Source organism: Acinetobacter sp. 1000160, assembly GCF_000588715.1.
Lineage (GTDB): Bacteria > Pseudomonadota > Gammaproteobacteria > Pseudomonadales > Moraxellaceae > Acinetobacter > Acinetobacter courvalinii.
In genome coordinates, this window is record NZ_JFWP02000001.1 from 573,624 (window position 1) to 586,323 (window position 12,700).

The 12,700-nt window shown below is 42.4% G+C and carries 18 protein-coding genes; 2 read left to right on the forward strand and 16 right to left on the reverse strand.

Features of this window, described 5'->3' with window-relative positions; all coding sequences use genetic code 11:
• Nucleotides 1-8: 8 nt before the first annotated feature.
• Nucleotides 9-689, reverse strand: a complete 681-nt coding sequence (pyrF, locus tag J699_RS15605; protein ID WP_032869427.1) for an orotidine-5'-phosphate decarboxylase — start codon at nucleotides 687-689, stop codon at nucleotides 9-11.
• Between the two features lie 113 nt (nucleotides 690-802).
• The gene (locus J699_RS15600; RefSeq protein WP_005286223.1) at nucleotides 803-1,351 is read right to left on the reverse strand and encodes a helix-turn-helix domain-containing protein; all 549 of its coding nucleotides are present in this window, start codon (nucleotides 1,349-1,351) and stop codon (nucleotides 803-805) included.
• Between the two features lie 89 nt (nucleotides 1,352-1,440).
• On the opposite strand from J699_RS15600, the gene J699_RS15595 reads away from it, so the two are divergent.
• Together J699_RS15595 and J699_RS15590 are read left to right on the forward strand one after the other, a co-directional pair.
• Nucleotides 1,441-2,097 carry an AzlC family ABC transporter permease gene (locus J699_RS15595; protein WP_032869425.1) on the forward strand — a complete coding sequence of 219 codons (657 nt, stop codon included), beginning with the start codon at nucleotides 1,441-1,443 and terminating at the stop codon, nucleotides 2,095-2,097.
• Nucleotides 2,094-2,420, forward strand: a complete 327-nt coding sequence (locus J699_RS15590) for an AzlD domain-containing protein (protein ID WP_032869423.1) — start codon at nucleotides 2,094-2,096, stop codon at nucleotides 2,418-2,420. Before J699_RS15595 ends, J699_RS15590 begins: the two co-directional genes overlap by 4 nt.
• A gap of 83 nt (nucleotides 2,421-2,503) precedes the next feature.
• Here the strand turns inward: J699_RS15590 and J699_RS15585 are convergent, their stop codons facing one another.
• The 14 genes from J699_RS15585 to J699_RS15520 form a co-directional block, all read right to left on the reverse strand.
• Entirely contained in the window at nucleotides 2,504-2,869 is a 366-nt protein-coding gene (locus J699_RS15585) for a lipopolysaccharide assembly protein LapA domain-containing protein (protein WP_005230795.1), read from the reverse strand.
• Between the two features lie 14 nt (nucleotides 2,870-2,883).
• A complete protein-coding gene (locus J699_RS15580; RefSeq protein WP_004653854.1) occupies nucleotides 2,884-3,186 on the reverse strand; it encodes an integration host factor subunit beta in 303 nt (100 codons plus the stop codon).
• Between the two features lie 156 nt (nucleotides 3,187-3,342).
• Complete coding sequence (gene rpsA, locus J699_RS15575) at nucleotides 3,343-5,025, reverse strand: 30S ribosomal protein S1 (protein WP_004639293.1); 1,683 nt, start codon at nucleotides 5,023-5,025, stop codon at nucleotides 3,343-3,345.
• A 115-nt stretch (nucleotides 5,026-5,140) separates the two neighbouring features.
• On the reverse strand, nucleotides 5,141-5,821 hold the full coding sequence (gene cmk / locus J699_RS15570; protein WP_032869420.1) for a (d)CMP kinase: 681 nt from the start codon (nucleotides 5,819-5,821) through the stop codon (nucleotides 5,141-5,143).
• A gap of 9 nt (nucleotides 5,822-5,830) precedes the next feature.
• Nucleotides 5,831-6,271: an SRPBCC family protein gene (locus J699_RS15565; protein WP_005286233.1), complete on the reverse strand. Its 441-nt coding sequence runs from the start codon at nucleotides 6,269-6,271 to the stop codon at nucleotides 5,831-5,833.
• Nucleotides 6,272-6,337: 66 nt separating this feature from the next.
• Entirely contained in the window at nucleotides 6,338-6,847 is a 510-nt protein-coding gene (gene tadA, locus J699_RS15560) for a tRNA adenosine(34) deaminase TadA (RefSeq protein WP_032869418.1), read from the reverse strand.
• 6 nt (nucleotides 6,848-6,853) lie between these two features.
• Nucleotides 6,854-7,978 (reverse strand): enoyl-CoA hydratase/isomerase family protein, encoded by a 1,125-nt coding sequence (locus J699_RS15555; protein WP_171062204.1) that lies wholly within the window; start codon nucleotides 7,976-7,978, stop codon nucleotides 6,854-6,856.
• The gene (gene ung / locus J699_RS15550) at nucleotides 7,975-8,688 is read right to left on the reverse strand and encodes a uracil-DNA glycosylase (protein ID WP_005230812.1); all 714 of its coding nucleotides are present in this window, start codon (nucleotides 8,686-8,688) and stop codon (nucleotides 7,975-7,977) included. The genes J699_RS15555 and ung overlap by 4 nt, the downstream gene beginning before the upstream one ends.
• A gap of 43 nt (nucleotides 8,689-8,731) precedes the next feature.
• Nucleotides 8,732-9,328, reverse strand: a complete 597-nt coding sequence (locus tag J699_RS15545; protein WP_032869416.1) for a 6-pyruvoyl trahydropterin synthase family protein — start codon at nucleotides 9,326-9,328, stop codon at nucleotides 8,732-8,734.
• A gap of 107 nt (nucleotides 9,329-9,435) precedes the next feature.
• Complete coding sequence (gene gspK / locus J699_RS15540; protein WP_032869414.1) at nucleotides 9,436-10,395, reverse strand: type II secretion system minor pseudopilin GspK; 960 nt, start codon at nucleotides 10,393-10,395, stop codon at nucleotides 9,436-9,438.
• A gap of 4 nt (nucleotides 10,396-10,399) precedes the next feature.
• A complete protein-coding gene (gene gspJ, locus J699_RS15535) occupies nucleotides 10,400-11,014 on the reverse strand; it encodes a type II secretion system minor pseudopilin GspJ (RefSeq protein WP_005230818.1) in 615 nt (204 codons plus the stop codon).
• Nucleotides 11,011-11,469 (reverse strand): type II secretion system minor pseudopilin GspI, encoded by a 459-nt coding sequence (gspI, locus tag J699_RS15530; RefSeq protein WP_228133435.1) that lies wholly within the window; start codon nucleotides 11,467-11,469, stop codon nucleotides 11,011-11,013. Before gspI ends, gspJ begins: the two co-directional genes overlap by 4 nt.
• A gap of 37 nt (nucleotides 11,470-11,506) precedes the next feature.
• Nucleotides 11,507-12,055 (reverse strand): pilus assembly FimT family protein, encoded by a 549-nt coding sequence (locus tag J699_RS15525; RefSeq protein ID WP_005286249.1) that lies wholly within the window; start codon nucleotides 12,053-12,055, stop codon nucleotides 11,507-11,509.
• 11 nt (nucleotides 12,056-12,066) lie between these two features.
• Nucleotides 12,067-12,675, reverse strand: coding sequence for a TetR/AcrR family transcriptional regulator (locus J699_RS15520; RefSeq protein ID WP_005230824.1), 609 nt, complete (start codon nucleotides 12,673-12,675; stop codon nucleotides 12,067-12,069).
• Nucleotides 12,676-12,700: the final 25 nt, after the last annotated feature.

Genomic DNA, 12,700 nt, shown 5'->3' on the forward strand with positions numbered 1-12,700 from the left:
CGACTTCATTAAATCGAAGCCAAAATTGATTTCAACATCTCAGTCGGTTTTTCCGCTTTAGTGATTGGACGACCAATCACTAAATGCGTTGAACCATCCAGCATGGCCTGTTTTGGGGTTACAATACGTTTTTGGTCATCCGCATTTGAACCCTCTGGACGAATACCCGGTGTGACCAATGCAAACTGCTGACCTAACAGGTCACGAAGGATTTTAGCTTCTTGGGCTGAACACACCACACCATCCAGTCCACTTTCCTGTGTAAGTTTGGCTAAACGCTTCACCTGTTCAACTGGCTCGATATCCAGACCGATATCGCGTAAATCTTCACGTCCCATTGAGGTTAAAACAGTCACTGCAATCAGTTGAGTCTGATAGTTACCTGCTTTCAATCGCTCAACACAGGTTTCCATCATCTTGCGGCCACCTGAAGCATGCACATTGACCATCCATACCCCTAAGTCGGCAGCAGCACATACCGCTTGAGCTGTGGTATTGGGAATATCATGGAATTTTAGATCAAGAAAAACGTCAAAACCTTTGTCTTGCAAGTTCTTCACAATTGATGGGCCTTCATGAGTAAAAAGCTCTTTGCCAACTTTTACACGGCAAAGTGACGGATCAAGCTGATCAACAATTGTTAAGGCGTCATATTGGCTTTTTGCGTCTAGGGCAACAATAATACTCACGAATCTAGTTCCATCACATAAAAATCAGTTAATTATAAAGTGATTCACCCCATGAACAAAGTAACAATCTACGCATAATGCAAAAAAGACTTTCTAGCACAGGGAAATCATCTCTATCTTTGTTCAGAGATCAGGATTGCTCGGGTATCCGCTTGTAAAGCTTCAAAGATATGCGGTTGATCGGCAGGATAACAAATGTAGTCTCCTTCATTAAGCAAGATCGGCTCGGAAATTAAACCGACTCTGGCCTGACCTTTCATAATTACAATATGTTCAATGCTGCCGATAGAATGCGGCTGACTACAACGCGGTTCACCGGGCTGGGTGGTGAGCATATACACATCTCGTCGGGCACCTGTTGGACAATTGGCCAATAGAATAGCCTGATAATGGGCAATTTCAGATGAAACGGATGGCCCTTCACCAAAACGTATGACCTGCGTTTGTGCAATATTACTTTCCATTAACTTGGCAAATGGAATATCCAAAGCCACACACAAGGCCCACAAGGTTTCCAGACTGGGATTGCCTTGTGCAGCCTCCAATTGCGATAAGGTTGATTTGGCTATACCTGCACGACGTGCGACCTCAGCCAACGACAATCCTGCTTTTTGTCTCTCTCTTTGCAATCCTTTTGCAACAATTTCAATTGGCAACGCCATAACCCACCATAAAAAACGAATGTTCGTTTTGACGAACGATATAAGATTAATCTATTATAACGTACGGTCGTTTGATATAGAAAACAAAGATGCAAGATAAACAGCGGTATCACTTAATCAAAGCCATTATTCTCATCTCGGTCGCAACAGGAATTGTCGGGATTTCTCTCGGCTCGGTAGCGGCCAGTTTTAACCTGCCCATGTGGATTCCTCTAGCGCTTTCCTTAACGGTACTGGCAGGTGCAGCGGAATTTACTTTTATTGGCATGATTGCGACAGGAGCCAATCCGGTATTTGCAGCATTCACAGGCATACTCATCAATTTGCGTCATTTACCTTTTGGATTATCTGTCGCAACCTTCATTGAGAAGAATGTCTATCACTTTATTGCCTGTCATATCATGAATGATGAAAGTGTCATGTTCGGGCTAAGTCAACAGGAACCACATTTAAAGAAATGGGCTTACTGGATGTGTGGTGTAGGTATCAGCATACTTTGGCCGCTCGGCGTGTTCACCGGTTATTTGATGAGTAAAAATATTCCGGATATTTATGTATTTGGTATTGATGCAGCATTCCCGGCCATTCTTTTTGCCTTGATCCTGCCCATGCTCAAGAATAAGACCACACGCAATCGAGTATTTCTAGGTACCTCGCTTTCCCTGGCTTCTATTCCCTTACTCCCAACAGGCCTTCCTGTTTTAGTGTCTATGCTTGGTTTAATGTTAGGTCGGAAAACGAAATGAAATACAGTGAGAGTTATATATTTATCGGCGTTGTTGTACTTGCTTTAGGGACCTATCTGATCCGTTATTCAGGCTTTTATCTGGCAAATCGCATCGAGATTAAAGAACATCATAAGCAGTTACTGGCAGATTCTGCCTGTGTTTTGCTGTTCACCTTAGCGGTATTCAATACCCTTTTTACGGAAGCCCATTTTAGCGGCATCAGCAAAATAATGGGGGTTTCGGTTGCGATCATTTTTGCATGGAAAAAATATTCGCTTATTGTAGTAATTTTAGTGGCGATGCTGATTACAGCTGCGTTGAGATATTTGGGTCTGCCATAAAACAAAAAAAGCTCTTTAAAGAATAAAGAGCTTTTAAATGCCTTATACAATCATCAAGATCTTATAAGGCTGCAATATAAAGATTATAACGGATTACGTGGATGGCTTTCCGGGTTAATATCCAGAATGGTTTTCTCATGTCTTACATTTGCAGCAGCTTCTGCGGCAGCTTGCTGTGCAAGTTGAATTTGCTCTTTACGCAGATGATCGATATCTTTGCGTAATCGCTTAATTTCCCAACTGGTTTGGAAAACACGAAAAACCTGAACGCCAAGAAGTAGTCCAACAACAATACCTAAGACCAAAGTCAATAAAAGTAATAACCCCAAACGCATTGCTGGAACTTGAGTAAATAACAAGTCTACTTGTAGCTCAGCTGGGTTTTGAAGCACCAAAGCAAGTGAATAACCAAAAATGGCAACGAGTAATGCAATTAGAACATAACGCATAAAGACCTCAATACTTATTCAGCAGATTCGTTTACTGCGTCACGAAGTGCCTTACCAGGTTTAAAGTGTGGAACTGCTTTTGCTGCAACATCAACCGACTTACCTGTTTTAGGGTTACGCCCTAAACGTGGCTCACGATGATGCAAAGCAAAACTACCAAAACCACGAATCTCAATACGATCACCGCTTGAAAGTGCTTCGATCATTTGATCAATCATAATCTTAACTGCGTCTTCAACTAAAGGTTCAGCCAAGTGTGGGTTTTTAAGCGCAATCCGTTCAATTAAATCAGATTTATTAAGTGCTTCAGTAGTCATTGATGACCTCTTTAATTATTGCTACTTCCAATGTTTTTAATAATAACCTGTTTAAATACAAAACGGTAGCGCAGTACATGATTACTACGCTACCGTTTACAGTATTTTTGTATAAAAAAGTACGTCTCTGTTACAAGAAACGTACTTTTTAACAAATTACTTCATTTGAGCTTTAATTAAGTCACCAATAGTCTTAGGACCATTGCTTTCTGCAGCTTGAGTCGCAGCAGCTTGGCGAGCATTGTTCACAGCTTCTTTCTCTTCAGCTTCGTCTTTCGCTTTGATAGACAAGTTGATAGAGCGAGATTTGCGATCAACGTTAATGATTTTCGCTTCAACTTCTTGACCAACTTCTAGGAATTTAGTCGCATCTTCAACGCGGTCACGGTTGATTTCAGAAGCTTTAAGTGTTGCTTCGATGTCATCAGCTAATTTAACTGTAGCACCTTTAGCATCAACAGCAGTTACAGTACCTTTAACTAAAGCACCGCGCTCATTCGCAGCCAAGAAGTCATTGAATGGATCGCTGTTTAATTGCTTGATACCAAGGCTGATACGGTTACCTTCAGCGTCTACAGACAAGATAACTGCTTCAACTGTGTCGCCTTTCTTGTAACGACGAATCGCTTCTTCGCCTTGTTCGTTCCAAGAAATATCAGACAAGTGAACTAAACCGTCGATACCACCGTTTAAGCCGATGAAGATACCGAAGTCAGTGATTGACTTGATTGTACCAGAAACTTTTTCGCCTTTTTCATGCGCTTTAGCAAACTCTTCCCATGGGTTAGCACGAGTTTGTTTGATACCCAATGAAATACGACGACGTTCTTCGTCAACTTCAAGAACCATAACATCAACTTCGTCACCGATCTGAACAACTTTAGATGGGTGGATGTTTTTGTTCGTGTGGTCCATTTCTGAAACGTGTACTAAGCCTTCAACGCCTTCAGCGATTTCAGCGAAGCAACCGTAGTCAGTTAAGTTAGTTACACGTGCTTTAACGATAGAACCTTTAGGGTAACGGCTCATGATCGCTAACCATGGATCTTCGCCTAATTGCTTAAGGCCTAAAGATACGCGGTTACGCTCGCGGTCAAACTTAAGTACTTTAACTGTAACTTCTTGACCAACTTCAACAACTTCTGAAGGGTGCTTGATACGCTTCCAAGCCATATCTGTGATATGTAGAAGACCGTCAATACCGCCAAGATCAACGAACGCGCCGTAATCAGTAAGGTTCTTGATCGTACCTGTAACTGTTTGACCTTCTTCAAGTTGAGCAAGTAATGCTTCACGGTCAGCTGAAGATTCAGCTTCCATAACTGCACGACGAGATACAACAACGTTGTTACGTTTAGCATCAAGTTTGATTACTTTGAACTCTAACTCTTTACCTTCAAGGTGAGTAGTGTCACGGATAGGACGAGTGTCAACTAAAGAACCCGGTAAGAACGCACGTACAGGACCGATGTCAACAGTGAAACCGCCTTTAACCTTACCAGAGATAACACCAGTAACGATTTCGCCGTCTTCAAAGATTTTCTCAAGTTTAGTCCAAGTTTCAGCACGTTTCGCTTTTTCACGTGATAAAACTGTTTGACCCATACCGTTGTCAAGCGCTTCAACAACTACGTCAACAGTATCACCAACTTGAACTTCAAGTTCACGTTGTTCATTTAAAAATTCAGCACGGTCAACAACGCCTTCAGATTTAAGGCCAGTGTCAACAGTAACCCAGTCAGAATCGATACTAACAACAGTACCTTGGATGACTGCACCCTTTTCAACGTTGAGGTTTAATTCACTTTCTTCAAAGAGGGCTGCAAAAGATTCGGTCATGATATACCTGATAAAGTCCGCGGTCTTGGATCAGACAAGGCCGGTTTAGTTAAGTTGTTACATTGTCCAAAAAATCTGATCAAGCAATGCTTCAACTGAAAATAAAATGGTCTATCTATTGAATACGGCTATCGATATAGTCCACCATTAACTGAAACACTTCATCGATGCCTATTGTAGAACTATCAATGATATACGCGCCTTCAGCTGGCTTGAGCGGAGCAACAGTTCGCTCCATATCTCTTTTATCTCTAGCCTGTATGTTAGATAAAATGTCGCTTATTTTAGCATCAAGACCCATACCCTGCAACTGTTTTACACGACGCGCCGCACGAGATTCAGCCGATGCGGTTAAATAAATCTTGGCTTGGGCTTCTGGAAAAATCGAAGTCGCCATATCACGTCCATCGGCAACCAATCCTGGCGGTTGAATAAATGCGCGTTGACGTTCGAATAAAGCTTTTCTCAACTCCGGAACAGCCGCAACTCTAGAAGCGTACTCACCGACCTGTTCGGTACGGATGGTATTGGTGACATCAACCCCTTCCAGAAAAATCAGTGTCGCTGCTGGTGTCGATTTAAATTCAATATCGAGCTGGGTCGCATATTTAACACACTGCTCCAACTGGGTATCCAGTTGATCGAGTAAGCCATGCTGAAACAAAGACAGCCCAAGTAAACGATATAACGCACCAGAGTCTAATAAACTAAAACCATAATGTGCGGCAATTTTTGCAGCCAATGTGCCTTTACCAGAACCACTTGGACCATCAATCGTAATAATATGAACTGTCATTCCCATCTCTTATGAAGCAACTGATTTGGCTAATTTTGAAAAACCTAGTGTAATCGCTGCTTTGAGTTGTGCAAGAATTAATTTACTTACAAAAGGTGCTTTTGCTGTAAATTCAATCTTATAAGTGACCAAAGTTACAAAAGGTGTGATTTCTTTAAAGTCAATTTGCCCTAAATGGTGTTTTACCAAAGGGTTATTGATCAACTTATACTCAATTCGTTTATTCTCTTCCAATAAGGTGATTTCTTCTTGTAGCGGTTTAATCGGTCCAAATCCCATGCGGCGAACAGAACCGATTCCGTCAGGACGTTCTGGATCAGCCGAATCCTTCACACGAACCACCTGTAACGGTGCAAATGCCTTGTTATAGGTGGCGTGTTTTGACAACAAGTCAAAAACCTCAGAGATCGGGGCATTGAATTCTTTTTTTATCGTGATTGCATTACGCATAACTTCGCCTTTTGATTTTACCCAAAAATATTGGAGGCTTAGTGTGCCACAACTCATGAGACATTTTTAATCATTTAAGGACGTTTTTGACGAACGGATTTTCTTCTTTTCACTTCGTCTCTGTTTGAAAAATTCACTCAGCTGCAAGGAACAATGCGCTTGCAGACATCCTTGTTCAAAAACAAATTTATGATTGTAATAACCGCTTTCAAGCAATTGACGGGCACTAACCAGAGAACCAGCTTTGGGCTCTGTAGTAGCAAAAACCACACGCTTTACCCGTGCATGCACTAAAGCCCCCACACACATGGTGCATGGTTCAAGCGTGACGTAGAGGGTTGTATCTTCCGGTAGCCGATAGTTATTTAATGCCTGACAAGCGGCACGCAACGCCTGTATTTCTGCATGTGCAGTGGGATCTGACAGTTTAATCGGTGCATTGTAGCCCGCACCAATGACCTGCTCATTACTAACCAGAACGGCACCGACAGGAATTTCTCCCTGTGATGCCGCTAATGCAGCCTGCTCATAGGCAAGCTGCATCCAGTATTCATCATTATGATTTTTTACAGACATAGCAACTTAAGCAATCACGCCATAGTGCTTTAATAACGCATTCCAGCTCTCAATATTGGTTACAGGCGCACAGTCACCCAAGATGCCTTTAAGCGTTAACTGTTCAGTTGCTTTCCATTCAGGTGACAAATCTTTATCGACCAGACGGGCGCGCACACCTTCAACGAAGTCAGGATGGCGGATTTTCCATTCAGAAATTTGCGCTTCCAGGGCAAATACTTCATCCCATGCATGACCTTGTTTACCCCATTGCCATAACAACCAGGTAATCGCCGCCGTGCTTGGTGAACCCTTTTGCAGGTTTTCACTGGCCTGACGTAACCAGTCACTACTTGCATCACTGAGACCAATAATCGATTGATAGTCATATTCAAAGCTCTGACCACGACAAACGCTATGAATCACATCAATGGAATTTTGCAACGGCCCCGCAGCAACAGGACGATGTAAGCTATTCAAGGTATCGTCAATGGCACGGAATGCACCTGCTGGATAATGGTTCCAGTCGACATTTAACACTTTTTGCAGCACATTATCACGTTGCGCTTCACAGATATGCGTTGCCCAACCGACACTGAATGCACCCGCTGCAGTCATGATTGAACCCGTTAAACCGGTAAACAATCCGATTTGACCACGATCAGCCAGGAAACGGCTTGCACCGACATCTGGATATAAACCAATATTGATTTCAGGCATTGCCAGACGCGAATATGGCGTCACCAGACGGAAAGGTGCTGCCATAAACAGGCCAAGGCCACCACCCATGACATAGCCTTCGCCCCAAACCACAATCGGCTTTGCATAATTGTGTAACAGTAAATCCAGTGCATATTCTTGCTGGAAAAACTGGTTTGCTGTTTCCACTTCCTTATTGATGACGAGCTGACGTAATTTACGCACATCCCCGCCTGCACAGAAAGCCTTTGGTGTGGTCGAATCGAACCAGATTGCCTTGACAGTTTCATCTTCATGGAAATGTTCAAAGACTTTCAGTAGCGCACTTACAATCGGTTCATCTAAAGCATGTAACGATTTAGGGCGATTAAGACGAATGATTCGCCAGCCATTTTGTGCATGTTCAATAACCAAATCAGGATGATAGCTATTTAAGTCGGGAGAAGTCATTATGCGTCCAATTGCCAGTCTATAGGCTCAATGCCATGTTGTTTCAAATATTGATTGGTTTTAGAAAATACTTTGCAGCCAAAGAAACCACCCCGGTTTGCAGCAAGTGGTGATGGGTGAGCTGCACTAAGCACAAGATGCTTGTTACGATCGATACGTTGCCCTTTACGCTGTGCATAAGCACCCCATAAAATAAACACGATATGTTCACGCTGCTCGTTCAATACATCAATGACCGCATCGGTAAAGTCTTCCCATCCCTGTTTTTGATGTGAAGTGGGCTGTCCTGCCGCGACTGTCAGTACACTGTTAAGCAATAACACGCCCTGTGCTGCCCATTTACTCAAGTCACCATGACGAGAAACCGGAACGCCCAGATCGGTATTTAATTCGTGAAAAATATTACGCAAAGACGGAGGTAATGCAACCCCTCTTTGTACAGAAAAACTTAAACCGTTGGCCTGATTCGGACCATGATAAGGGTCCTGTCCCAAAATCACGACCTTTACTGCATTTAACGGTGTGGTATTTAATGCATTAAAAATCTGTTTGCTTGGAGGATAAATGACTCTTTCTGCGAGTTTTTCTTGTTGTAAAAACTCACGTAAATTATCCATTTTAGGACTCAGAAGAAACTCTGACAATGAGATTTTCCAAGACTCGTCCAACTGAACTTTATTAAGTTTGTCCTGTTGCTGTTCAGTAAATTGCATCAACATTCCTTGAAATAGATTCTTTTATTTAAGTGAAAATTACTTAAATATTAACTTGTAATTCTACATTCGGATTCTGGAATTTTGTTCCTTTTTTCAGGTTTTCATACATCTGGACATCACTCCATTCAGCCTGTACCTGCTCTGAAAAGACAATCTGTTCCAGACTCAATTCACCCATTTGTATATTTTCAATATCTTCCTGAAAACTCTGTGCATAGCCCGTATCAGTTTCATGAACAATGACGGAGTAAACCTCAACATCACCTTCACCATTCTGGGTTATGGTTGAAGTTAACACTTGCTGGGCGAGAAAGAAAAAGATACGCGAAAACTGTTCTGCCGAAGGCGAAACCGGCAAGGAAATCCAGCGTGCACTAAATGTTTTACATGCATCAATATAAGCAGGATCATCTTTCTGCCAGAAACAAATGGCATGGTCGAAGCTATCATATAGCTCTTTAATCACGCCTTTAAGCAAGCCGAAATCATAAACCATTTGTCCATGATCCAGCTTTGACGCTTTTAATAATAATTCAACTTTATAACTGTGCCCATGAATCGAACGCTTACAACGGTCCGATGTACAGTTACGTACAATATGAGCATTCTCAAACTTAAACAATTTACGAATTAACATGCACCAAGCTAATCTTTATCTGCAAACGGATTTTATTATAAAGCAAAAAAACATGGATTGGGATTGATTTTAAACCTTGTCACCATTTGACAAATCAATCTACACATTTACTGGAAAGGTGAAAGACTTCTTGAATAAACAGTCACTTGCTTATCTTTACGCACCAAAGCACTGGTAAATTGACGCTTCCGTTCGCTTAAAACCACTTCAATCTGTGCGGTAAAATAATTGGATTTACTGTCCAGCAAAGCTGTTGCATCGGCTTTGTTTGCTTCATCTATTCCAGAAAAAACACTTAATTGCCATAAATCATCCACATTATTGAAATAGGTCAGGTTGGCCTGTTTGGTCTTTAATGCTTGTTCAAGTGCTTTGACATCAATCTTTGGATCGATACTGGCCAATAGCAGTGCTGGTGCTGTATTCATATTGACCTTGGTGTATTCGGGTAATGCCGTGACATAAGCTTTAATCAAATCATAATTTTTACCTTCAAAGCCTCTCACCAGTTTCAATTCTTCCACACTATGAAACTTGGTATTTGGTGTGAGATAAGCGGGATCCAAGCCCTGATAATAATTACTTTCCGCACCCATCGCACCTGTAGTTTCATCATCAACATCCTGCCAGTCAATCACTGCCTGACTGAGCTCTGCGGGCAGACCAACCCGTTGCAGCAGCTTTTCAAACCAGCGTCGCGAAGCCTCATCTACTTGGGTTCCATCCGCCTTGACCAGATTATTCAGGTTAAATTTGCCCGACTCATCGACTAACCGCCCCGCAACATAGCCATCATCCACAGGAAATGGCGGCATCGGTTTGGCCCAGTTTTCCTGTAAATGATCAATACTTTCACCATTATCACTGTCTTGGATCAGCAATTCCGAAAAAAATGCTTCTGCACTTTTGGCATACAGTAAGGACTGGTTCTGACGTATCAAATAGCCGGTATTCTCGGCAGTATTGGTCTGTCGTTTGGCAATGGTTGCCGCCAGAATTGTGGCCAAGGCGACCATCACCAGAATGGTTAACAATGCGATGCCATGTTGAGATGAGTGATTTTTCATGGCATTACTGACCGCCCATATCTGGATTGTTTAACAGACTATAGATCCACTCATAATCGGTCCCCGCAACCGTTAACTGAATTTTGATACCACGGGGTAATTTCTTCAATTCAGCGATATTACTTGGGTCACTGTTTTCAGGCCATTGCGTCAATTCTTGCGGGTTCAATACCGTCAGCTTAAATTGGTCGACATTTTCCAGCAAAGTACTTGAAACAGGTTGTACACGATTGGGAATATTCAGATTCGAATATTTCAGACGATAGACTTTCTTTTGGGCAGCATCATAGCGGTATTCAATACGCTCATAAGGAGACAAACCCTGTTTCAATGGATCAGAAACACCTGCCTTGCTAAATGCAAAGTGCTGATCATTCAACACCAGCGCCGCTTGCAACTGTCGGCCATCATTAGCAGTTAAAGGAATCATCTGCAGACTGTCTCTTAGCACCTGCTGATAGGCATCCTGCAAGGCAAATAAATGCATTTCATGTTCGGCATTGCGATCTTTGACTTTTAATAGATAGTCAAAAACTTTCCAGCCCAGCATCGAAAGTACTGCAAAGATTGCAATGGCAACCAGTAATTCGACCAGGGTAAATGCGCGTGTGTATTTCATTGTGTTCTGGCCTTTGCAGGATAGTTAAAGAACACAAGATTGGTAATGCCCGCTTCGACCTTGCCTTGTTCATTATTAAATAAGCTGACTTGCAACTCGATCCGCTGGATCTTCGGACTAATCGTCGATTGTGCTTTTTTATCAATTTGCCACGTTTCACCTTGAGATGTGACTTGCTTGGATTGCGTACCCTCCAGCCACTCCTGGTTCATTTCCATCATCGCCACTTCATTCATCGCTACAAATTGTGCTTTGGTTCTTAAAATGGCATTCGATGTTGACTGGGTGTATTGCATTGCCACCTTGGTTAACGCAATTGCTGCAACTGCGAAGATCGCCAGCGCCACCATCACTTCAAGTAAGGTAAATCCTGAAGCAGGTCTCCGCCGAGCAACGCTCGGCCCTGCTGCAAGACCGAAAGCTATGCTTGAGGTGTAAGCTTTCTGTGCTTTCATAAGACAACAAGCATTTTCTGGAAGACCTGTTAAAGAGTTAATTTTCATTGACCTTACCCAAATGATCCAGCTCTAACTCATGTCCAATCGGCTGTTGCTCATAATAAAACTGGATTCGAACAGGTTTGGCTTCACCGTTTCCGAACCAGATGAGTTGAGGAGCCTTACCACCCAGTAAATCTTCATTTTTGGCTTTGTTATAACTTGCCGTATCTAAACTTTGAATCGTTAAAGAAACATTATTGGGCAATTGACGGGTCTTAAATTCTTTATAGAGTTGCCAGGTGCGATCAGCCTGCTGAATCTGTTCACGGCTCTGGTCATGATATTCAAACAAGTTATAACTAAAAGGTGCGACATCTGTTGCATTTTGAGTATTTAAGGCAAAGACTTTGGCCTGATCAGTTGCTTCTTTATTGATTTTCTTCAGATCAAGAATAAACATCTCTCGGGCTTGCATGGCCCTGCGCTGGTCAACGCCACCGATATTCAAAACCACGAGAGATGCCATAATCGTCATAATCACGATCACCACCATCACCTCAATCAGGGTAAAGGCTTTTTGCGAATGCTGTGGTGATCTCATGCGTTTTTCAACTATGCAAGAACAGGTTCGACCAGCTTCGGCAATGCCAAAGCCTGCTCAATATAAGCAACACGTAAAGTGTCTCGAGAACCTAAATAGCGTTGATAAAAACTCGAATTCAGAATCACCGCTGCACCATAGGTCAGAGACCAGATTGAAGCAAGATAATCACGTGTCGTCATGGTACTGTTTATATCCAGTAAATAACTTTCCGTCATACGGATAATGATACGCAGACGCTGTCTACGCACTTTATATAATTCACTGAATAATAATTGAATACCTTGTCCCGTGGTAGAAAGCCGCTCTTCGATCTGATGGAAGAGCGCAGTACGCTCTGGGTGATGTAGATGGTGCAACATAAAGAAAGCCAGATGTTCAGGAAATGCTTTTTCGGTATCCTGAATCATTTCCAGCAACATGCGCTCATTACGAATAATCAGCAACATATAGAGTTCATCTTTACTTTGAAAGTGCTTATATAACGTGCCCTTTGCAAGATCCAGCTCGGCAGCCAGCGCATCCAGCGTCATGCCTGCCTCACCATTTTCTAATAGGAGTTGCTCCGCGATTTGAAAAATTAATACTTCTCGTGCTCTAAACTGAGCTTGACGATCCATTTTCACGTAATAACTCTCTTTCCTA

Excerpts from the sequence above, each read along its gene's own strand:
- gspI (WP_228133435.1), bottom strand. The coding sequence starts at position 11,469 with ATGAAAGCACAGAAAGCTTACACCTCAAGCATAGCTTTCGGTCTTGCA.
- J699_RS15590 (WP_032869423.1), top strand. The coding sequence starts at position 2,094 with ATGAAATACAGTGAGAGTTATATATTTATCGGCGTTGTTGTACTTGCT.
- J699_RS15585 (WP_005230795.1), bottom strand. The coding sequence starts at position 2,869 with ATGCGTTATGTTCTAATTGCATTACTCGTTGCCATTTTTGGTTATTCA.
- gspJ (WP_005230818.1), bottom strand. The coding sequence starts at position 11,014 with ATGAAATACACACGCGCATTTACCCTGGTCGAATTACTGGTTGCCATT.
- J699_RS15595 (WP_032869425.1), top strand. The coding sequence starts at position 1,441 with ATGCAAGATAAACAGCGGTATCACTTAATCAAAGCCATTATTCTCATC.
- J699_RS15520 (WP_005230824.1), bottom strand. The coding sequence starts at position 12,675 with ATGGATCGTCAAGCTCAGTTTAGAGCACGAGAAGTATTAATTTTTCAA.
- gspK (WP_032869414.1), bottom strand. The coding sequence starts at position 10,395 with ATGAAAAATCACTCATCTCAACATGGCATCGCATTGTTAACCATTCTG.
- J699_RS15545 (WP_032869416.1), bottom strand. The coding sequence starts at position 9,328 with ATGTTAATTCGTAAATTGTTTAAGTTTGAGAATGCTCATATTGTACGT.
- ung (WP_005230812.1), bottom strand. The coding sequence starts at position 8,688 with ATGCAATTTACTGAACAGCAACAGGACAAACTTAATAAAGTTCAGTTG.
- cmk (WP_032869420.1), bottom strand. The coding sequence starts at position 5,821 with ATGACAGTTCATATTATTACGATTGATGGTCCAAGTGGTTCTGGTAAA.
- J699_RS15600 (WP_005286223.1), bottom strand. The coding sequence starts at position 1,351 with ATGGCGTTGCCAATTGAAATTGTTGCAAAAGGATTGCAAAGAGAGAGA.
- J699_RS15580 (WP_004653854.1), bottom strand. The coding sequence starts at position 3,186 with ATGACTACTGAAGCACTTAATAAATCTGATTTAATTGAACGGATTGCG.
- J699_RS15565 (WP_005286233.1), bottom strand. The coding sequence starts at position 6,271 with ATGCGTAATGCAATCACGATAAAAAAAGAATTCAATGCCCCGATCTCT.
- rpsA (WP_004639293.1), bottom strand. The coding sequence starts at position 5,025 with ATGACCGAATCTTTTGCAGCCCTCTTTGAAGAAAGTGAATTAAACCTC.
- tadA (WP_032869418.1), bottom strand. The coding sequence starts at position 6,847 with ATGTCTGTAAAAAATCATAATGATGAATACTGGATGCAGCTTGCCTAT.
- J699_RS15525 (WP_005286249.1), bottom strand. The coding sequence starts at position 12,055 with ATGAGATCACCACAGCATTCGCAAAAAGCCTTTACCCTGATTGAGGTG.